17 protein-coding genes are annotated in these 20,524 nt (G+C 72.0%); 5 read left to right on the top strand and 12 right to left on the bottom strand.

All coding sequences use genetic code 11. The features are described from left to right. The first annotated feature begins 114 nt into the window (after positions 1-114). The gene (locus tag EF879_RS07975; RefSeq protein WP_123556300.1) at positions 115-873 is read left to right on the top strand and encodes a GntR family transcriptional regulator; all 759 of its coding nucleotides are present in this window, start codon (positions 115-117) and stop codon (positions 871-873) included. Between the two features lie 269 nt (positions 874-1,142). Here the strand turns inward: EF879_RS07975 and oxc are convergent, their stop codons facing one another. Beyond that, positions 1,143-2,876 carry an oxalyl-CoA decarboxylase gene (gene oxc / locus EF879_RS07970; RefSeq protein WP_123556298.1) on the bottom strand — a complete coding sequence of 578 codons (1,734 nt, stop codon included), beginning with the start codon at positions 2,874-2,876 and terminating at the stop codon, positions 1,143-1,145. A 694-nt stretch (positions 2,877-3,570) separates the two neighbouring features. Here oxc and EF879_RS07965 point away from each other — a divergent pair. Further along, entirely contained in the window at positions 3,571-3,780 is a 210-nt protein-coding gene (locus tag EF879_RS07965; protein ID WP_123556296.1) for a hypothetical protein, read from the top strand. A 25-nt stretch (positions 3,781-3,805) separates the two neighbouring features. On the opposite strand, the gene EF879_RS07960 is transcribed toward EF879_RS07965, so the two are convergent. The 5 genes from EF879_RS07960 to frc form a co-directional block, all read right to left on the bottom strand. Beyond that, complete coding sequence (locus EF879_RS07960) at positions 3,806-4,831, bottom strand: TerC family protein (RefSeq protein WP_123556294.1); 1,026 nt, start codon at positions 4,829-4,831, stop codon at positions 3,806-3,808. Continuing rightward, positions 4,831-5,406, bottom strand: coding sequence for a hypothetical protein (locus tag EF879_RS07955; protein ID WP_123556292.1), 576 nt, complete (start codon positions 5,404-5,406; stop codon positions 4,831-4,833). Before EF879_RS07955 ends, EF879_RS07960 begins: the two co-directional genes overlap by 1 nt. Positions 5,407-5,422: 16 nt before the next feature. Further along, positions 5,423-6,976, bottom strand: coding sequence for an Nramp family divalent metal transporter (locus tag EF879_RS07950; RefSeq protein WP_199736227.1), 1,554 nt, complete (start codon positions 6,974-6,976; stop codon positions 5,423-5,425). Between the two features lie 235 nt (positions 6,977-7,211). Beyond that, the gene (locus EF879_RS07945; RefSeq protein WP_123556290.1) at positions 7,212-9,362 is read right to left on the bottom strand and encodes an acetate--CoA ligase family protein; all 2,151 of its coding nucleotides are present in this window, start codon (positions 9,360-9,362) and stop codon (positions 7,212-7,214) included. Positions 9,363-9,455: 93 nt separating this feature from the next. Next, positions 9,456-10,685, bottom strand: a complete 1,230-nt coding sequence (gene frc / locus EF879_RS07940; protein WP_123556288.1) for a formyl-CoA transferase — start codon at positions 10,683-10,685, stop codon at positions 9,456-9,458. A gap of 511 nt (positions 10,686-11,196) precedes the next feature. Here frc and sucC point away from each other — a divergent pair. Together sucC and sucD are read left to right on the top strand one after the other, a co-directional pair. Then, a complete protein-coding gene (gene sucC / locus EF879_RS07935; protein ID WP_123556286.1) occupies positions 11,197-12,375 on the top strand; it encodes an ADP-forming succinate--CoA ligase subunit beta in 1,179 nt (392 codons plus the stop codon). Between the two features lie 5 nt (positions 12,376-12,380). Continuing rightward, positions 12,381-13,256 carry a succinate--CoA ligase subunit alpha gene (sucD, locus tag EF879_RS07930; RefSeq protein ID WP_123556284.1) on the top strand — a complete coding sequence of 292 codons (876 nt, stop codon included), beginning with the start codon at positions 12,381-12,383 and terminating at the stop codon, positions 13,254-13,256. A gap of 192 nt (positions 13,257-13,448) precedes the next feature. Here sucD and fdhD read toward each other — a convergent pair whose 3' ends face one another. Then, on the bottom strand, positions 13,449-14,297 hold the full coding sequence (fdhD, locus tag EF879_RS07925; protein ID WP_123556282.1) for a formate dehydrogenase accessory sulfurtransferase FdhD: 849 nt from the start codon (positions 14,295-14,297) through the stop codon (positions 13,449-13,451). A gap of 76 nt (positions 14,298-14,373) precedes the next feature. Continuing rightward, positions 14,374-15,747 (bottom strand): OFA family MFS transporter, encoded by a 1,374-nt coding sequence (locus EF879_RS07920; protein ID WP_123556280.1) that lies wholly within the window; start codon positions 15,745-15,747, stop codon positions 14,374-14,376. Positions 15,748-15,865: 118 nt separating this feature from the next. Here EF879_RS07920 and EF879_RS07915 point away from each other — a divergent pair, with 118 nt between their 5' ends. After that, positions 15,866-17,035: a molybdopterin molybdotransferase MoeA gene (locus EF879_RS07915; RefSeq protein ID WP_123556278.1), complete on the top strand. Its 1,170-nt coding sequence runs from the start codon at positions 15,866-15,868 to the stop codon at positions 17,033-17,035. 7 nt (positions 17,036-17,042) lie between these two features. Here the strand turns inward: EF879_RS07915 and EF879_RS07910 are convergent, their stop codons facing one another. From EF879_RS07910 to EF879_RS07895, 4 genes are all read right to left on the bottom strand, one after another. Continuing rightward, positions 17,043-18,290 carry a glycerate kinase gene (locus EF879_RS07910; protein ID WP_123556276.1) on the bottom strand — a complete coding sequence of 416 codons (1,248 nt, stop codon included), beginning with the start codon at positions 18,288-18,290 and terminating at the stop codon, positions 17,043-17,045. A gap of 7 nt (positions 18,291-18,297) precedes the next feature. Continuing rightward, complete coding sequence (locus EF879_RS07905; protein ID WP_123556274.1) at positions 18,298-19,182, bottom strand: 2-hydroxy-3-oxopropionate reductase; 885 nt, start codon at positions 19,180-19,182, stop codon at positions 18,298-18,300. Between the two features lie 78 nt (positions 19,183-19,260). Beyond that, complete coding sequence (locus EF879_RS07900) at positions 19,261-20,082, bottom strand: hydroxypyruvate isomerase family protein (protein WP_123556272.1); 822 nt, start codon at positions 20,080-20,082, stop codon at positions 19,261-19,263. A 179-nt stretch (positions 20,083-20,261) separates the two neighbouring features. After that, positions 20,262-20,507 carry a formate dehydrogenase subunit delta gene (locus EF879_RS07895; protein ID WP_199736225.1) on the bottom strand — a complete coding sequence of 82 codons (246 nt, stop codon included), beginning with the start codon at positions 20,505-20,507 and terminating at the stop codon, positions 20,262-20,264. Between the last annotated feature and the right edge of the window lie 17 nt (positions 20,508-20,524).

Genomic DNA, 20,524 nt, shown 5'->3' with positions numbered 1-20,524 from the left:
GAGTCGCCGCGGTCACCACCGCCGGCGCTTCATTGCATCTCGGCGACTGTATGCTATAGACCACGTTCGGGCGCGACGACGTCCGATCCGACCTATCGCAGCCGGAGGTAGTCGATGACAGATTGGGGAGGGTCGACCTCGTCCGCCACCAGCGGCGGCGGACGCCGCCGGCCCGCCGCCCGCGGCCAGACCCGCGCCGCGCGACAGCCGTTGGAGCGGCCCGCGCCGCTCCGTCAGGCGGTCTATGACGTCATCGCCGAAATGATCATCAATCGGGAGCTGCGCCCGGGCGAGCACCTGGTCGAGAACGAGCTCGCGGCCCAGCTCGGAGTCAGCCGTCAGCCCGTTCGGGAGGCCCTACAGCGGTTGCAGAGCGAGGGCTGGGTCGACCTGCGACCGGCCCTCGGCGCCTTCGTCCACGTACCCACCGAGGAGGAGGCGGACCAGCTCCTCGCCACCCGTACCCTGCTGGAGACCGAGTCCGCCCGGTTGGCCGCCAAGCACGCCACCCCCGAGCACGTCGAGCGGCTGCACGAGTTGCAGGCCGCCGGGGAGAAGGCACTCAGCGACAACGACCAGTCCGGGCTGGTCGCCGCCAACGCCGCGCTGCACGCGTACATCGTCGGGATGTCCGGCAACAAGGTCCTGGCCGAGCTGATCGCGATGGTGGACCGCCGGGTCCGGTGGTACTACGCCCCGATCGCGCAGTCCCGCGGCCGGGAGGCCTGGGACGAACACGCCGCCCTGATCGAGGTGATCGCCGCCAGGAACAGCCGACGCGCGGCCGAGCTGATGCGCAAGCACACCGAGCGGACCCGGGAGAGCTACCACCAGCGCCGTAAGGAGGCCGCCGAGCGGGACGCCCTCGCCTGACGTACGCATGGCGCGGTCGACGCCCGGCTCGTCGGCCGCGCCGATCCGTCCCCGGCGGCGGGACATCCCTGCGGCCGGGGACGGATCGGCGCGTTACATGAACAGTGACGACGGGGGATCGACCCGCGCCCACCCGCACGCGGGGCTGCCACAGTGGAGGCGGGCGTCGCCGCGGACGCGTGAGCCGGCCGAGGCGTCGAACGAGGTCGTCGGGCCGCCGCGGGCGGTACGGTCCGTCGCGCCCCCGGGCTCAGGGCGTCCGATCGTCCTCACCGCTGGACCGTGATGCCCTTCGGGTTGAGGTGGGAGATGTTGCCGCTCTCGGTCCCGTCGGCGGGGTCGATCACGCAGTCGATGAGCGCGGGCTGGCGCAGCGCCAGGGCCTCTCGCAGGGCGGCGGTGACCTCCACCGGCGTCGTCGCCCGGTAGCCCCTGCCGCCGAACGCGGCGATCATGAGGTCGTGACGGGCCCGGAGAGCGGTCGGTGCCGGGTCCCCGGACGCCGACACCTCGTCGCCGCGGTAGACACCGCTGTTGTTCAGCACGACCGTGACGATGGGCAGGTTGTAGCGGCAGATCGTCTCGATCTCCATGCCGCTGAACCCGAACGCGCTGTCGCCCTCGATGGCGACGACCGGGCCTCCGGTCTCGACCGCGGCGGCGATCGCGTACCCCATGCCGATGCCCATCACGCCCCAGGTGCCGCTGTCCAGGCGGTGTCGCGGCACCCGCATGCCGATCGTGTTGCGCGCCAGGTCCAGCGCGTTCGCGCCCTCGTTGACGACGTATGCCTGCGGGTGCTCACGCAGGACGTCACGGATGGCCTGCAGCGCGCCCAGGAACTTCATCGGATGTGCCGTCTCGGCGGCCTTGAGGCGCCTGGCCATCTTGGCGACGTTCTCCGCGGAGCGGGCCGCCAGCTCGTCGCGCCACTCGGTCGGGACCGCGATCTGGCCGGGCCTGATCCGCTCGACCAGGGCCTGCATCACCGAACCGATGTCACCGACGAGCGGCGCCGCGATGGGCTGGTTGCTGTCCAGCTCGGTGCTGGCGATGTCCACCTGGATGAAGGTGGCGTCGGGGCTCCACTGTGGTGCTTCGCCGTGCCCGAGCAGCCAGTTCAGGCGCGCACCGACGAGCATCACGACGTCGGCCCGGCGCAGGGCCAGTGACCGGGCGCTGGCCACCGACTGCGCGTGGTCGTCGGGCAGCAGGCCCTTCGCCATCGACATGGGCAGGTACGGCACACCGGTCAGCTCGACGAACCGGCGGATCTGGTCGTCCGCCTGCGCGTACGCGGCACCCTTGCCGAGCACGATGAGCGGCCGCCGGGCGCGCGCGAGCAGGCTGATCGCGCGGTCCAGGGCCGCGGGTTCGGGCATCTGACGCGGTGCCGGGTCGACGACCCGCCACAGTGACGCGGCACCCAGGTCCGCGTCGATGACCTCGCCGAGGACCGCGGCCGGGATGTCGAGGTAGACGCCGCCCGGTCGCCCGGACACGGCGGTACGGATCGCGCGGGCCACGCCGCGTCCGATGTCCTCCGCCCGGTGTACGCGGTATGCCGCCTTGGCGAACTGCCGGGCCGCCGCCAGCTGGTCCATCTCCTCGTAGTCGCCCCGCTGCAGATCGACGAGGTGCCGCTCGCTCGATCCGGAGATCTGCACCATCGGGAAGCAGTTCACCGTGGCGTTGGCCAGAGCCACCAACCCGTTGAGGAACCCCGGGGCGGACACCGTCAGGCAGATGCCCGGCCTCTTCGTCAGGAACCCGGCCGCCGCCGCGGCGTGCCCCGCGGCGCTCTCGTGCCGGAAGCCGATGAAGCGGATGCCGGACGCCTGCGCGAGCCGGGCCAGGTCGGTGATCGGGATGCCGACGACGCCGTAGATGGCCTCAACGTCGTTGAGCTTGAGCGCATCGACGACCAGATGGATCCCGTCGGTGAGTTCCTTCGCACGTACGGCGCCGCCAGCTTCTGATTCCTGGAGGGAAGCGGTGGTCATGGTCAGAGTCCTCCATCATGGTCTCTATGCATACAGTATACCGCTACTGGGCGTTGAGGCTGGCGAGGTCGGCAACAGCGGACACCGCGCGGAGGCGCACGCGGGAGGGCCACGTCCTTCCATCCTCGCCGCTCCGGGGAGTGCATACCGTATGTGGTAGGCAATAATCGTGGACCATGTGACAGCGGAGTGTCTAGGGGGTAGCAGAGACGTTTTCCGGGCAGCCGGACACGCACCGCCGAGGTGCTGGTCATGGCGGGACCGACCGGGACGGCGGTGGCTTTGGTCACTAGATCGTTTTTTGTATACCGAAGGCGGTATCCTGGGATCGTCACCGGGCCCGGAGGACGAAACCGACACGAAGCGGGTTTGTGATGGAGGGGCGTCGGGTAGCTCCACAAGAGAGGCCGGACGTACCGTTGACGCCGCCGCCACCCGGCACGCAACGACGCGGGAGTCCGGTCGCCGCGGGCATCCCCCGTCGGCCGCCGATCCGGTGGCAGACCCCGCCGCGCCAACCGACGAGACGTCGCGGCGGGCGATCCGGCGACCCCGGATGTGCCCGGCCCCACCAGGCACATCCGGGTGTCCTGCCGGACCACCGGGCCGTACGGCGCCGCGCCGCCGGCCCGGTGCGCACGATCCCGGGAGGCGCCGTTTCCCGGGAAGCCCAACAACCAGGGGTGATGGTGTCATGAATACCTGGCGAACGTTCACACGTGCCCTGAGCCGGTTCTCCGACCGGCTGGCCCTGCCGGGCGGGTTCCCGGCCGACGGCCGGTCCCTCGGTCTCGGCCTGGCGGCCGCGCTGGAGAACCAGCGGCGGGCCGCGGTGCCGAGCGACGAGGAGATCGCGCGCTTCCTCCGGGGTTCCGCATCCGAGGACGACCTGGCCACGGTCTGACACCCGGTCGCACCGGCCCCGGCGGTCAGTGCGGGTCCCGGTCCGCCGCCACGGCGCCGGTGGAAGCGGAGGTCTCCACCTCCGCCCCCACCGTGGCGGCGGACGGCCGTTCGAGCCGCTCCCGCCGGGAGGCGACCAGGCTGGCCACCGTGGTGACCACCAGCGTGCCGGTGATGACCCCGAGCGAGACCGCGATCGGCACCTCCGGCGCCCAGGACACCCCGTCGTGGTGCAGCGCCTCCAGTACCAGCTTGACGCCGATGAAGGCGAGGATGATCGCCAGTCCCTTGCTGAGGTGAACCAGCCGGTCCAGCAGCCCGCCGATCAGGAAGTAGAGCTGCCGCAGGCCCATCAACGCGAACGTGTTCGCGGTGAAGACCAGGTACGGCTCCTGGGTCAGCCCGAAGATCGCCGGAATCGAGTCGAGGGCGAAGAGCAGGTCGGTGGTGCCGATGGCGATCATCACGATCAACATCGGGGTCACCATCAGCCGGCCGTCCACCCGGGCCAGCACGGACGAGCCGCGGTAGCCGTCGGTGGTCGGCAGGATCCGCTTCATCGTCCGCAGCGCGATGTTCTCGGAGAACTCGTCCTCCTGCTGCGGCCCCACGAGCTTGATCGCCGTGTAGATCAGGAACGCGCCGAAGAGGTAGAAGAGCCAGTCGAACCGGGCGATGGCCTGGGCCCCGGCCGCGATGAAGACGCCCCGCATCAGCAGCGCCAGCACGATGCCGATCAGCAGCACCTTCTGCCGGTATCGGAGTGGTACCCCGAAGCGGCTCATGATGATGACGAAGACGAACAGGTTGTCGACGCTCAGCGAGTACTCGGTGAGCCAGCCGGCGAAGAACTGCCCGCCGTACGTCGAGCCCCGGGTCGCCATGATCGCGACTCCGAAGGCGATCGCCGCGCCGACGTAGAAGGTCACCCAGGCGATGCACTCCCGGAAGGAGGGATCACGTGGGTTCCGGGCGACCAGGTAGAAGTCGAAGGCGATCATCACGAGGAAGCCGACGATCGTCGCCGCCCACACCCAGACCGGAAGGTTCATCACTCCCCCTTGCTTCGAAACAGAGCCGGTCGGCCCGGTCCCCGGGCGGCGGCGCGGGCCCGCCGGCGGCTCTCCCGGGCGCGCCACTGCGCCTCGGCGTGGCGCAGGTAGCCGTCGTACAGCCATGCGGCGACGGGGTTGCGGTGCCGGACACGGCGCAGCCAGGTTGGCACGACCCGCTCGTGCAGCCAGCTGAACCCGATCGCGAAGCCGAGGCTGACGATCCCCTGGTAGGCGAGAAATCCCAGGACGTCCGCCGGCAGGGCCGGCCGGCCCGCGACGAGCAGGCCGACCAGCACCTCATGCGCCAACCGGGCGAGCGGGAACGCCACCAGCCAGTAGAGTGCCGCCGGGGCGAAGACGCCCGGGGTGAGGACCCCGGACGCCAACAACACCCCGTAGCCACCGCCGGCCAGGACCAACGGCAGCCCGAGCCCGAACCCGGTGGCGAGGGCCCAGTCGACCGGTTGGCCCGCCACCAGGGCGAGTCCGACGGCGGCCAGCCCGGCGACCGCGCCGATCCCGGCACCGGGCACGGCGAGTTCACCGAGGTGGCGTAGGCGCGTCGTGGTCATGACAACATCTCCCCGCTCAGTCGATGACCACGCCGAACCGGATCAGGCTGTAGAACAACATGCCCAGGTAGAACGTCGCGCCGAAGGCGATCACCGCGTTCTGCAGGAGGTTCGGGCGGATCCGTTTCGGCAGCATCCGGTTGTTGACCAGCAGCAGGACGACGCAGTACGCGCCCATCGCGAAGGTGGAGAGGAAGGCCAGGACGTCGAGAATCGCGGCCGGGCCGTCGGCGGGACCGAAGTTGAGGATCAGGATGCCGAAGATGATGACCCCCCAGAGGAAGGCGGCGTAGAGCTTCGACATGCTGAACCGCTTGGCCCCGGGAACGAAATGGTACGTCATGTCCGCCTGGCCCCGGGAGAACGAGTCGAACAGGCCCAGGGTGGCGTTGAGCCCGATCAGCGCGATGAACCCGAGGAATACGCCGTGCAGCACCGGTGCCCCGGCCGAGGCGAAGGCGTCCGCCATGGCGGTCAGCGCCGCCTCCCGCTCACCGTCCCGGATCACGTCCGCCACGCCCGGGTTCTCCCGGACGGCGGTCTGGGCGAGCACGGTGAACGAGATGGTGACCAGCATCGTGACGCCCCAGAAGAGCAGGAGCGCGTCGAAGGTCACCCAGCGCCGCCACCCCTTCCACTTCTTCATCTCCGCGGGGTTCTCGGTGTCGAACATGAAGCCGCGCGACGGCATGACCTCCTGCTCGCCGGCGTGCCGCAGGCCGCGGATCTTGGGAATGTGCGCCCCCATACCGGCGCCGGAATCCCGCAGATGCAGCGTGTACCACATCTGCTGCATGCCGGAGGGGCCGGCGAAGGCGATCGCCCCGACGATCACCGGGAACCAGGCCGCCGACATCGCCTCGTCCGGCAGGTACCCGAAGTGAAACATGCCGCCGACGGTCGCGGTGACGTCGCTCCACCGTCCGACGATGGAGGCGACGACCGCCGTGCCGAGCACGAGCACCCCGATCAGGATGCCGAGCAGGTTCTCCAACAGCGGATAGATCACCTTGGCCAGGCTGAAGATGACGCCGACCAGGATCAGACCGACACAGGCCGAGACGGTCCAGGGTATTCCGGTCACCTGCTCGAAGGCCGCAGCCCCGGTGGAGAGGTGGCCCGGCCAGATGTAGACCAGGATGGCGGTGACGAAGAAGAACCACATCAGCGGTTTGAAGACCCGGGCGGCACCGAAGAAGATGCTCTCCCCGGTGGCCATCGCGTACCGCGCCATCTCCAGCATGACGAAGGCCTGCAGCGTGACGCCGATGAGGAACAGCCACCGGATCTCCGGTCCGAAGATCAGGACCAGCCGGGGCCACATGTACGACTCCCCCATGCCCACGCCGAGCGCGACGAGAAACACGGTGGGACCGAGGAGGTGGATCGAGGGCGGCGCCTCGGGAAGCTCCCGGATCGGCATCGGCTCGAGCCTGCCGGCACGCCAGACCCGCGGCTCGGTGGTGGCGTCCCCGCCGCCGGAGCGCTGGGCGGGGATCGCGGTGGTGCCGGATGGGACGGGGGTACTGCTGGTCGACGGGGCGGGGGCAGGGTTGTTCGAAGCGTCCACGCTGGACCTCCTAGGGACTTCCGACGACTCGGACCCGGTGGACGGCGCCGGATCCGACGTACATGTCCTTCGATCCCTGGCCGCGGAGCGGGTCGTGGCTGGTGGCCCCTCCAACTGCCTGGTGTGTGAAGTGGTGGTGCTGCAGAGGACCTGGGGTGTCGAGCCTCCCCGGGCGGTCCCCGCCGGGGCGGGCACCGCGGTCCGGGGAGGCTCCCTGGTACGACGACGTGCCCGGCTAGCTGCCGAGCAGCCCGGCGGAGCGCGCCCACCGGTACTTGGCGCCGAGCACCGCGACCGGCTTCTCCGTGGTGTACGGGTAGGCGACGATCCCGTGCCGGTACAGGTGCTCGCTGGCCTGCTCCACCTCGACGTCGCCGGCGAGCGAGGCGACGACGGGCTTGTGGATCCCCTTGTCGCGGAACTCCTCGACCACCTCGACCACCAGCTCGGCGAAGACCATCGGCGGCGTGACGATGGTGTGCCAGTAGCCGAGGATCAGGGCGTGGATGCGCGGGTCGGCCAGGCCGAGCGCGATGGTGTTGCGGTACGTCGACGGCGGCTCGCCGCCCGTGATGTCCACCGGGTTGCCGGCCGCGCCGAACGGCGGAATGAACCGACGGAACGCCTCGTCGAGATCCGGCGGGATCTCCATCAGGGTGAGCCCGTTGTCGACGCAGGCGTCGGAGAGCAGCACCCCGGAGCCACCGGCGCCGGTGATGATGACGACGTTCTCGCCCTTCGGGGTCGGTAGCAGCGGGATGCCCCGGGCGTACTCCAGCAGGTCGTTGAGGCCGGGGGCCCGGATCACCCCGGCGGAGCGGAGGATGTCGTCGTAGACCTTGTCGTCGCCGGCGAGCGCGCCCGTGTGTGAGCTGGCCGCCCGGGCGCCGAGCGAGGTGCGGCCGGCCTTCAGCACGATGACCGGCTTCTTCCTGGAGACCCGTCGGGCCGTCTCGGCGAACGCGCGACCGTCCTTCAGGTCCTCCAGGTGCATGGCGATCAGCTCGGTGTGCGGGTCGCTCTCGAAGAAGGTGAGCAGGTCGTCCTCGTCGATGTCGGCCTTGTTGCCGACCCCGACGATCGAGGAGACCCCCATCCGGGCGGAGCGGCTGAAGCCGAGGATCGCCATCCCGATGCCGCCGCTCTGCGACGAGAGCGCCACCCCGCCCTTGACGTCGTACGGGGTGCAGAAGGTCGCCGACAGGTTCTCCGGCGTGTAGTAGTAGCCGTAGATGTTCGGCCCGAGGATGCGAACGCCGTGCTTGCGGGCGATCGCCACCACCTCGGCCTGGAGCTCGTGGTTGCCGGTCTCGCCGAACCCGGACGGGATCAGGATCGCCCCGGCGACGCCCTTGGCCCCGACCTCCTCCAGCGCGGCGGGGACGAGCCGGGCCGGAATCGCGAAGATCGCCACGTCGACCGGGCCCGGAACGTCGGTGATGCTCTTGAACGCCTTGCGGTCCAGGATCTCGGTGGCCTTCGGGTTGATCGGGTATATCTCACCCTGGTAGCCGCCGTTGATGAGGTTCTTCATCACCGAGTTGCCGATCTTGCCGTCCTCGGCGGAGGCGCCGATCACCGCGACCGAGGCGGGCCGCATGATCCGGTTCATGGCGGCCAGGATCTCGTCCTCGGTGAACCGCTCCGGCTGCTTCGCGGCGGTGGGGTCGATCAGGATCCGGACGTCGACCGCGGTGGCACCGGTCGAGGTGGCCAGCACCGGGTTGAGGTCGACCTCGGCCAGCTCCGGGAAGTCGGTGACCAGGTGGGAGAGGCGGACGATCAGGTCGGCCAGGATCTCCCGGTTGGCCGGCTCGCCGCCGCGTACCCCGCGCAGGATCTCGGCCGAGGCGATGCCGTCGACCATCGACAGCGCCGTCTCGCGGTCGGTCGGGGCGAGCCGGAACGTGACGTCCTTGAGCACCTCGACCAGGACGCCGCCGAGGCCGAAGGCAACCACCTTGCCGAAGGTCTGGTCGGTGACCGTGCCGACGATCACCTCGTGCCCGGAGTCGAGCTGCTGCTGCACCTGGACACCGACGATGGTGGCGTCCGCCTTGTACGCCCGCGCGTTCGCGATGATGGTGTCGTAGCCGGCCGCCACCTCCTCGGCGGTGCGCAGCCCGACGAGCACGCCGCCGGCCTCGGTCTTGTGCAGGATGTCCGGTGACACGATCTTGAGGACGACCGGCAGGCCGATCCGCTCGGCCAGCGCGACCGCCTCGTCGGCACTGGTCGCCAGTCCCTCGCCGGGGGTCCCGATACCGTACGCCTCCACCACCAGCCGGCCCTCGGGCGCGGTCAGCGCACTCCGCCCCTCGGCTCTGGCCTGGTCCAGCACCCGCCGTACGGCCTCGCGGTCGTAGCTGCTGTCGTTCACTGGCATGTCTGTGTCGTCTCCTTAGCAACGCCTCGATCCGCCGGCTCCGGCGGGAAAGGACATCTCGCGGCCTGGGGTGGCCGAGCCGTTCCGGGTCCGTCAGATCGCGCCGGCGACGCGCAGCTCGTCGACCTGCCGCTCGTCGTAGCCCAGCTCGGCGAGAACCTGCGCGGTGTGTTCGCCGAGCAGCGGCGCGCGCTCGACCTCGACGTACGAGTCGGAGAGCTTGATCGGGTTGCCCACCGTCTTGTACCGGCCGCGGGTGGGGTGGTCGACCTCGACGACCGTCCCGAGCTCGGCGAGGGTCTCGTCCTCGATCAGCTCCTTGGTGGAGAGGACGGGCCCACACGGGATGTTGTGGGCGTTGAGCTTCTCCATGACCTCCCACTTGGTGTGCTTCTCGGTCCACTCCTCGATCAGCGCGAACGCCTTGTCGAGCTTGTTCAGCCGCGCCTGCGGGGTGTTCCACGCGGGGTCGTCGGCCAGCTCGGGGCGGCCGATCAGCTCACAGATCGGCTTCCATCCGACGGGCTGGATGATGACGTAGATGTAGTCGTTGGGGCCGCCGGGCGCACACCGCAGCGCCCAGCCGGGCTGGCCGCCGCCGGAGGCGTTGCCGGAGCGCGGCACGGTGTCGCCGAAGCTCTCGTTCGGGTACTCCCCGAGCGGGCCGTGGGCCAGCCGCTGCTGGTCACGAAGCTTGACCCGGCACAGGTTGAGCACCGCGTCCTGCATCGCCACCTGGACCCGCTGGCCGCGTCCGGTCTTGGTGCGCTGGTAGAGGGCGGCGAGGATGCCGGCCACCAGGTGGATGCCGGTGCCGGAGTCGCCGATCTGGGCGCCCGTGGCGGTCGGCGGGCCGTCCTCGAAGCCGGTGGTGCTCATCGAGCCCCCCATGGCCTGGGCGATCACCTCGTACGCCTTGAAGTTGGCGTATCGCCCGGGGCCGAAACCCTTGATGGAGGCGTAGATCAGCCGGGGGTTGATCTCGTGCAGCCGCTCCCAGGGGAATCCGAACCGCTCGATTACGCCGGGGCCGAAGTTCTCCACCAGGATGTCCACCTCGGACACGAGCCGGGTGAAGATCTCCTTGCCCCGCTCGTGCTTCATGTTCAGGGTGATGCTCCGCTTGTTGGCATTGAGCATGGTGAAGTAGAGGCTGTCGACGTCGGGAATGTCCCGAAGCTGGCTGCGGGTGATGTCACCCTGTCCGGGCGCCTCCAGCTTGATGACGTCCGCGCCGAGCCACGCCAGCAACTGGGTGGACGAGGGACCGGACTGCACGTGTGTCATGTCGAGGACCCGTACGCCCTCCAGAGCCTTGCCCATGAGCCAACCTCCTGTGCGCGCCGCGCCATGCGTTGCCGATGGTGAGGCGAGGACCCGGTTCGTGACCGTTGCGGTGGGGCTGGCGTCCCGGTCCCTCACCACCACCCGAGGATTGCATACCGTATGGGGTAGGCAATATCGTGGCTCATGTAACAGCGGGGTGTCTAGGGGGTAGCACCACGTTTTCCGCGTCAGTCCCGGTGGGCCGGCAGACCGGACCCCGCCGGTACGACGTGGACGGCGCGGACAGCCCGGTCCGGGCCGCGCTCCGGGCGCCCTGCGGCGGACCGGACCCCTTCCCGACCCGACAGCTCCTCGGGCCGACCCGACCGTTCCCGGGAGTCCGAGCCGTTCCCACCGCTCCCCCGGAATCCCGGGCAGCCCGCCCGCTCCGTTTCCCGTCGCGGATCCGCCGCGCGGTTCCGTCCACCTCCGAGTCCGACATCCCGTCCCGGTCGGCGTTCCCCGACCGGGCGCAGCCCCACTCCAGCTCGACGAGAAGGGAGGCCCGGTGGATCTCTTCGAGCACCAGGCACAGGAACTGTTCGCCAGACACGGCGTGCCGGTGAGCCGCAACCGCGTCGCCAGCACCCCGGAGGAGGCCGAGGCCGCCGCCGCCGAGATCGGCGGGCGGGTGGTGGTGAAGGCCCAGGTCAAGACCGGCGGTCGGGGCAAGGCCGGCGGCGTCCGGCTGGCCGACGGACCGGCACAGGCCCGGGAGGTGGCCCGCGCCATTCTCGGCATGGACATCAAGGGCCACACCGTCCACAAGGTGCTGGTCACCGAGGCCAGCGAGATCGTGGACGAGTACTACGTCGCGCTGCTGCTCGACCGCGCCGAGCGCGCCTTCCTCGCCATGGCCTCCCGGCAGGGCGGGGTCGACATCGAGCAGGTCGCGGCCGACAACCCCGAGGCCCTGGCCCGGCTGCACGTGGACCCGGCCCAGGGCCTCGACGCCGCCACCGCGGGCCGGCTGGTCGCCGACGCCGGACTACCCGACGAGGTACGCGCCGACGTGGCCGGCATCCTGGTCCGGCTCTGGGACGTGTTCCGGAACGAGGACGCCACCCTGGTCGAGATCAACCCGCTGGCCCGACTCGCCGACGGATCCGTACGCGCACTGGACGGCAAGGTGACCCTGGACGACAACGCCCGGTTCCGGCACCCCGAGCACGCGGCGTTCGTCGACGTCGGCGCCGCCGACCCGCTGGAGACGCGCGCCGCGGAGAAGCACCTCAACTACGTCAAGCTCGACGGCCAGGTCGGGGTGATCGGCAACGGCGCCGGACTGGTGATGAGCACCCTCGACGTGGTCGCCTACGCGGGCGAGGAGTTCGGCGGGGTCCGCCCGGCCAACTTCCTCGACATCGGCGGCGGGGCCTCCGCCGAGGTGATGGCGGACGGGTTGGAGATCATCCTCGGCGACCCGGACGTCCGCAGCGTCTTCGTCAACGTCTTCGGCGGGATCACCGCCTGCGACGCCGTCGCGGACGGCATCGTGCGCGCGGTCGGGCTGCTCACCGTCCGGGGCGAGACGATCACCAAGCCACTGGTCGTCCGGCTGGACGGCAACAACGCCGCACAGGGGCGACGGATTCTCGCCGACGCCGCGCTGGACGGCGTACGGGTCGTGGACACGATGGACGGCGCGGCGCGGCTCGCCGCCGAGCTCGCCGGCAAGGGGGCGTGACAGGCATGGCAATCTTCCTCACCGAGAAGAGCAGGGTGCTGGTGCAGGGCATCACCGGCACCGAGGGAACGAAGCACACCCGACGGATGGTCGCCGCCGGCACGAACATCGTCGCCGGGGTCACCCCCGGCAAGGGCGGCCAGCACGTCGACGCGATCCCGGTCTTCGACAGCTGCGCCGAGGCGGTCCGGGCCACCGGCGCGGACGTGTCGGTGGTCTTCGTGCCGCCCCGGTTCGCGAAGGCGGCGGTGATCGAGGCGATCGACGCCGGGCTGGGCCTGGTCGTGGTGCTGACCGAGGGGATTCCGGTGCACGACACCGCGACGTTCTGGGCGTACGCCCGGGCGACCGGCAACCGGACCCGGATCATCGGCCCCAACTGTCCCGGCCTGATCAGTCCGGGGCAGTCCAACGCCGGGATCATCCCGGCCGACATCACCAAGCGCGGCCGGATCGGGCTGGTCAGCAAGAGCGGGACGCTGACGTACCAGCTCATGTACGAGCTGCGTGACTTCGGCTTCTCCACCTGCGTCGGGATCGGCGGCGACCCGATCGTCGGCACCACCCACATCGACTGTCTCCAGGCGTTCGAGGACGACCCGGAGACCGACGCCATCGTCATGATCGGCGAGATCGGTGGAGACGCCGAGGAGCGGGCCGCGGCGTACATCCGGGAGCACATCCGCAAGCCGGTGGTCGGCTACATCGCCGGCTTCACCGCGCCCCCGGGCAAGACCATGGGGCACGCGGGGGCGATCATCTCCGGCTCCTCCGGCACGGCGCTGGCCAAGCAGGAGGCCCTGGAGGCGGTGGGGGTCAGGGTCGGGCGGACGCCCTCCGAGACCGCCGCGTTGATGCGCGAGACGTTGCTCGCGCGCTGACCGGTCGGGTCGACGTCCGCCGGAGTCGATCCGGCGGCCGGACCCGGCTACCCGAGGTCGGCGCCGGTCCGGGCGGGGGCCCACGCCTCCGCCCGGACCCCGACCACCCGCGGGCCCGGCGGCTCCCGTGGACACGGCGTGGTCCCCCGGCGCGGAAGCCGGGGGACCACGTCATGATCGACGGGCCGACGGTCAGACGGCGGCCCGGGGAGCCTCCCGCCGCGCGATCCGGTGCGCCCCGGCGTAGATGTTCATCGACGAGCCGCGCAGGAACCCGACCAGGGTGAGACCGGCGTCGTCGGCCAGCTCGGCGGCGAGCGAGGAGGGCGCGGAGACCGCGGCCAGGGCCGGGATCCCGGCCATCACCGCCTTCTGGACCAGCTCGAACGAGGCCCGGCCGCTGACCATCAGCACGCTGCCGCGCAGCGGCAGCCGGCCGTTGCGCACCGCCCAACCGACCACCTTGTCCACCGCGTTGTGCCGGCCAACGTCCTCGCGCAGGCAGTGCAGCCGACCGTCGGCGGAGAAGAGCCCGGCGGCGTGCAGCCCGCCGGTACGGTCGAAGACCCGCTGCGCGTTGCGCAGCGTCTCGGGCAGGGTGCTGAGCACGGCCGGGTCGATCCGCACCGGGTCCTCCCGCACCGACCACCGCGCGACGGTCCGCACCGCCTCCAGGCTCGCCTTGCCGCAGAGTCCACAGGACGAGGTGGTGTAGAAGTTTCGTTCCAGCGACGGGTCCGGCGGCGCCACGCCCCGGGCCAGCACGACGTCGACGACGTTGTAGGTGTTGCCCCCGTCCGCCGTGGCGCCCGCGCAGTAGCGGATGGTGGCGAGGTCCGCGGCGGCCCGGACCACTCCCTCACTGACCAGGAACCCCGCCGCCAGGTCGAAGTCGTCGCCCGGGGTTCGCATCGTGATCACCAGAGACCGGCCGTTGACCCGGATCTCCATCGGTTCCTCGGCCGCCAGCGTGTCGACCGGCTCGCTGACCACACCGTCGACGATCCGGACCAGCCGACGCCGACTCGTCACCCGTCCCATCCGCCACCACCGATCCTCTCCGGCCCGACCTGTTCCGGGGCGCCGGCGTTCCGGCACCGCCCGTCCTCTTCCGACGCTAGACGCGATCGACCCCCAGTGGCGACGGCAGCCGTATCATGGCGAGCCCGGGCTGGCGCATCCACCGGGTCAGGGCCGCGCCGAGCAGGCCGAGACAGCCAGCCACCACGAACGGTACGGCAGAGTCGGGGCTGGTCACGACCAACCCGGCGAGGACGATGCCGAGGACGCCGCCGACCGCCTTGCCCGTGTAGACGATCCCGTAGTTCGGCACGGTCGCGTCGTCGCCGAACCAGTCCCGGACCAGGCTGACCAGCAGGGAGTAGCCGGCCCCGGTGCCGGCGCCGGCGAGCGCGGCGAAGCCGACCGCGACCGCCGGGTGGTTGTCGTTCGCCGCGGCGGCGAGCAGCCCGAACTGGGCCACCCCGCCGACCAGCAGGGCGAGGCCCAGTGTCCCGCGCCGGCCGATGCGGTCGGAGAGCGAGCTGGTGACCGCGCGCCCGACCCCGTTCGCCGCCGCCAGCACGCCCATCGCCGCCACCAGGGTCGGCGCGGCCAGGCGTCCGGTGTGGGCGGAGCCGGCCAGGTAGGCGATGTCGAACAGCGCCATCGCGGCGGTGAGGACCACGGCCACGAACATCATCGGCAGCATCCCGCTGCGCCACGCCGCGCGCGGCGGGTACGGCCGGACGGCGGGCCGGTTGTGCGGAATGCTCCGGTTGAGCCGGCGGTCCACGGCCCAGCGCCGCGGATCGATCTCCGCGGGCCACCAGTTCCGGGGCGGCTTGCGCATCAGCAGGCCACAGCCCGCCACGATCAGGAAGACGACCACGGCGGTGGCGTCCAGGACGACGGTCCGGTTGCCGGGGTCGAGGGCGTAGCCGGCGAAGACCACGAACGGGATGGCGCCGTAGCCGAAGGCGGCACCCACCATCGCGACACGGCCGGCGATCCGCTCCGGGAACCACTCGGTGACGGTGGCGACGCAGGTCATGTAGACCAGCCCGGTGCCGATGCCGCCCAGCACCGAGTAGCCGAGCAGGACGGTGCGCAGGTCGGAGCTGTGCGCCAGGGTGACCAGCGCGGTCAGGCAGCAGGCCGCCCCGATCAGCATCGGCGCGGCGAGCCGGACCCGTAGCCGCTGGTAGAGCCAGCCACCGAGCGGCGAGCTGGCCGCCTGGCAGACCACCCAGAGGCCGAGTACGGCGAACGCCTGTCCCAGGCTCCACCCGTTCGCGCCGGTGAGGGTGGGCAGGGCGGCACCGAAGCCGTACTGGAAGAGGCTGACCGCCAGCATCGCGGCCCAGGGCAGCCGGGTCATCCACGCCCGGGAGCGACCCAGCAGGGCGCGGTCGCTCTCGCCGATCCGGTAGCGGCGGCCGTAGAAGTCGCTGATCTCGCGGACCGTGACGGTGTCGGTGCGGGAGTCCATGATGCCTCCGACTTGGCCACTGTATACAGTATGTGGAGTGCACTATTCTCTATCACGGACGTGCGACTGTCCAGACGAGCGGCCCACCGACGGGCCGGCTACGCGGCGAGGAGTGCGAATGAGACTCGGAACCCTGAACTCCACCGGCTGGGCACAGGCCCGACGGATCGCCCGCGAGGTGGCGCGGCCCCTCGATCCGGTCGAGGCCCCGCTGGCGGAGGCGCTCGGCGCGGCCCTGACCCGTCCCCTCGTGGCGCTCTCCCCGCTCCCCGCCTACGACGCCGCCGCGATGGACGGGTACGCGGTCGCCGGGACCGGACCGTGGCACCTCGCCGGCCGCGTCCTCGCCGGTGACCCGCGCCCACCCGCGCCGCTGCCTCCCGGGTACGCCGTCGAGATCGCCACCGGGGCCGTCGTCCCGACCGGTGCCGACGCCGTGCTGCCGTACGAACGGGCCATCCGGCACGGCCAGACCGTGACCGGCGAGATCGAGCCCGGCCGACACATTCGCCGCCGTGGCGAGGACTGTCCCGCCGGCCGCGAGGTGCTCCCCGCCGGCACCGTCGTCAGTCCCGCGCTGCTCGGCCTCGCCGCCAGCCTCGGACACGACACGCTCACCGTGCACCGTCGACCCCGGGTCGGCGTCGTGGTCACCGGCGCCGAACTGCGGACCAGCGGTCTGCCCGCGCCGGGCCAGGTCCGGGACGCCATCGGCCCGATGCTTCCGGGGCTGCTCCACGCCGCCGGTGCCACCCTGACCTGGCAGGCCCGGATCGCCGACGACCGGGAGGCGCTGCTCGCCACGCTGCGCCGCACCGACGTCGAGGTGCTGGTGGTCTGCGGAGCGACCTCGGCGGGCGCCGCCGACCACCTGCGCGGCGCGCTGGAGCGCCTGGCCGCCGAGGTACCGGTCCGGGGCGTCGCCTGCCGTCCGGGGCACCCGCAGCTCCTCGCCGCCCTGCCGGACGGCCGCTTCGTGGTCGGCCTGCCGGGCAACCCGTACGCCGCCCTGGTCGCCACGCTGACCCTGCTGGACCCGTTGCTCGGCGGGCTCGCCGGCCGGGCCGAGGCACCGGTCCAAACCGCCCGCCTCACCGGGCCGGTCACCCCCCACCCCCACGACACCCGGCTGCTGCCCGTGCTCCACACCGGCAGCGCCGCCCGGCCGCTGAACCACGACCGTCCCGGCTCGCTCTGGGGCGCCGCCGGGGCGAACGCCCTGGCCGTCGTGCCGCCGGCCTGGGATGGCCGCGGCGAGGTCGAGCTGCTCCCGCTGCCGACCGGGTGACGCCTGGCTACCGGGCCGGCGAGCGGTGCGGACGACCCGAGGGCTCCAGCCAGTCGCGGGCCACCACCCCGGCCAACCGTTCCAGCAGGCGCGGCGCCTGCGCGACACACACGGCCGGGTCCGGCTCCAGGTCGGTCAGCGGGTACGCACGGTGGATCCCGACGGTCCGCAGGTCGTCCGGCCCGACCGCGACCTGGCCCGCCACCGCCACCGTCGGCACGCCGTGCGCGGCCGCGGCCGACGCCACCCCGACCGGCGCCTTCCCGCGCAGGCTCTGCGCGTCCAGCGACCCCTCCCCCGTGATCACCAGCCCGGCACCGGCCAGCAGCGCCGGGAAGCCGAGCAGGTCGAGCAGGAGCGCGATGCCGGGCCGGAACACCGCACCGAGAAAGGCGAGCGCCGCGAACCCCACCCCGCCGGCCGCGCCCGCCCCCGGCGCCCCGGCGAGCCCGAGACCGCCGGCCGCGGCTTGGCGGTCGTCACTCCCGGCGGGTGCCGGGGCCACGGCCCCCGTCCCGCACGCGGCGGCGACGACCTCGGCCCACCGGGTCAGCCCCGCCTCCAGCACCACGACGTCGGCCTCGGTCGCCCCCTTCTGCGGGCCGTAGACCGCCGCCGCTCCGGCCGGGCCGAGCAGCGGATTGTCCACGTCGCCGGCGAGGACGAACCGGGTACGCCGGACCGCCGGATGCAGCCCGGAGACGTCGATCCGGTCCAGTCGGCAGAGCGCGGCGCCGCCCGGCGGCAGCTCGGCGCCCCGGTCGTCGAGCAGCCGTACCCCGAGGGCGCGGAGCAGTCCCGTGCCGCCGTCGGTGCTGGCACTGCCGCCCAGCCCGAGCACGATCTCCCGGCAGCCGTACCCGAGCGCCGCCCGGATCACCTCGCCGGCGCCGTAGCTGCTGGCGCCGAGCGGATCGGCCACCCCGCCCGGGAGCCGACGCTGGCCACACGCGTCGGCCAGCTCGACGACCGCCACTCCGGACGAGTACGCGAAGGCGGTCTGCACCGGCGCCCCGGTCGGCCCGGTGGCCCGGACCGGTACCCGGGTGAAGCCCGCCGAGAGGGCGGCGTCGAGGGTGCCCTCGCCACCGTCGGCGACCGGGAAGGCACGTACCTCGACGGGTGGGCAGGCCCGACGCAGGCCGGCGGCGAGATGCCGGACGACCTCGACGGCGGTCAGCGAGCCCTTGAACTTGTCCGGGGCGAGCAGCACGTGGCCCCGCCCCCCGCCCGGCGCCGCGACCTCGGCGGACATCCCGAGGTCAGGCCCGGGCCCGGCCCGAGAGCTGTTCGACGAGCTTGAGCAGCGCGGTGTGGTCGAGGCCGCCGTCGCCCTGCGCCCTGAGCGCCGCGATGAGCTGCGCGACCGCCGCGCCGAGCGGGATGACCACTCCGGCCTCGCGCGCCGCCGCGGTGACGATCCCCATGTCCTTGTGGTGCAGGTCGATCCGGAACCCGGGCTGGAACTGCCGGGCCAGCATTCCCGCGGCCTTCCGCTCCAGAATCCGGTTGCCGGCCAGCCCGCCGGCGAGGACCTTCACCGCCGCCTCGGTGTCGACGCCGTACGCCTCGAGGAAGACGATCGCCTCGGCGACGAGCTCGATGGTGCCGGCGACGATGAGCTGGTTCGCCGCCTTCACCGTCTGGCCCGCGCCGTGTGGACCGACGTGGACGACGGTGGCGCCGAGCACGTCGAGGATCGGCCGGGCCGCCGCGACGTCGTCGGCCTCGCCACCGACCATGATGGAGAGGCTTCCCTCGATCGCCCCGGCCTCACCGCCGCTGACCGGGGCGTCCAGCACCCGGACCTGGTACGCCGTGGCGGCCTCGGCGACCCGGCGGGCGGTCTGCGGCGAGATGCTGCTCATGTCGATGTAGAGCTGGCCGGGCCGGGAGTGGGCCAGGATTCCGTCCTCGCCGAGGGCGACCGCCTCGACGTCCGCCGAGTCCCGGACCATGGTGATCACGGTCTCGGATCGCCGGACCAGCTCGGCGACGCCGCCGGCGACGTGCCCGCCGGCCTGTGCCAGGATCTCGTTGCGGGCGGGGTCGTGGTCGTACCCGACGACCTCGTAACCGGCCTTGATCAGGTTGGTGGCCATCGGGGCGCCCATGATGCCGAGGCCGATGAAACCGACGGTGGTCATCTGCGATCTCCTTTGCTGGTCGGATCGGCGGCGGGCGGCCGGGCACGGTCGAGCCGGTCCGGCACGTCCCGCACCGGTTCAGTCGGCCCGTCGCCGCTCTCGGGGCAGCCAGGCGAAGCTCTCCTCGGTCGGTCCGCTCGGGACGTACTCCAGGCCGACCCAGCCGCGGTAGCCGGCCGTCTCCAGCCGGGCGAGGTGGCCGTCGAGGTCGATGCCGCCGGTCCCCGGCTCGTGCCGGCCGGGGGCGTCGGCGATCTGGACGTGCCCGATCTGGTCGGCGTGGTCGACCACCGTGGCGAGGTCGTCGCCGTTGACGGTCAGGTGGTAGAGGTCGGCGAGGAACGCGACGTTCTCCACCCCGCGCTCCGTCCGCAGGACGTCGAGCACCGCGACCACGTCGGCGGCGGTCCGCAGCGGGTACGGCTGTGGCCCGCTCACCGCCTCGACCAGCACCGTGCCGCCGATCCGGGCCACCGTGGCGGCCGCGGCGGTCAGGTTCTCCACCGCCACCTCGTCCTGCTCGGTCGGGTCCACGTCCGGCAGCCGGTTGCCGTAGAGGGCGTTGAAGGAGCGGCACCCGGTGGCCGCACCGATCGCCGCGACCACGGCGACATTCTCCCGGAACTCGGCCGAACGACCCGGCCAGGAGACCAGCCCGCGATCGCCGCCGGGCATGTCCCCGGCGAAGAAGTTGAGCCCGACCAGCTGGACGCCGGCGTCGCGGATCGCAGCGACGAACGCGTCCACCTCGGCCGCGGCCGGCACCGGCTCCGCGAACGGCCACCAGAACTCGACCCCGTCGAATCCGGCCGCCTTTGCCGCCGCCGGCCGCTCCAGCAGGGGCAGTTCGGTGAAGAGGATCGAACAGTTCACGTCGAAGCGGAGGTGGTGTGTCGGCACGGGTCCTCCCGAGCGGCTCGCTGAGCGACGACGATATTCTGTATGCAGTATGTACCGAGGTCAAGGCATCGCGGCGCCGGCGTACGAGAGACATGAGGACGACCGCGCGTCCGGTCGGGTGGGATACATACGGTCGCGCCGGGCTCGGCGGTGCCCGGCGCGACCGTTCGGGAGGAGCGTCAGCCCCGGAGCAGCCGGGCGGCCGCCAGGGCGAGCGGATCGAGCGCCTGCGGCTCGGCCTCGGCCCGCCGCAACAGCTCGGCCCGCATCCGCGGCTCCCAGAACGCCCGGATGTGCGCGGCGATCGCCGCCGCCGCCTCCTCCGGTGGCTGGTGGTGGAACTGGACGGCGATCTCGTTCGCCATCCTGATCTGCGGGGAGATCCCGCCATGCGACTCCGTCCGCGTCTCGGTACGCGGCTCCATCCGCAGCTCCGCCCCCA

This window comes from Micromonospora sp. HM5-17, assembly GCF_003762835.1.
Taxonomy (GTDB): Bacteria; Actinomycetota; Actinomycetes; order Mycobacteriales; family Micromonosporaceae; genus Plantactinospora.
The sequence above is the reverse complement of the archived record's forward strand: the minus strand, read 5'-3'. Positions and strand labels throughout refer to the sequence as shown.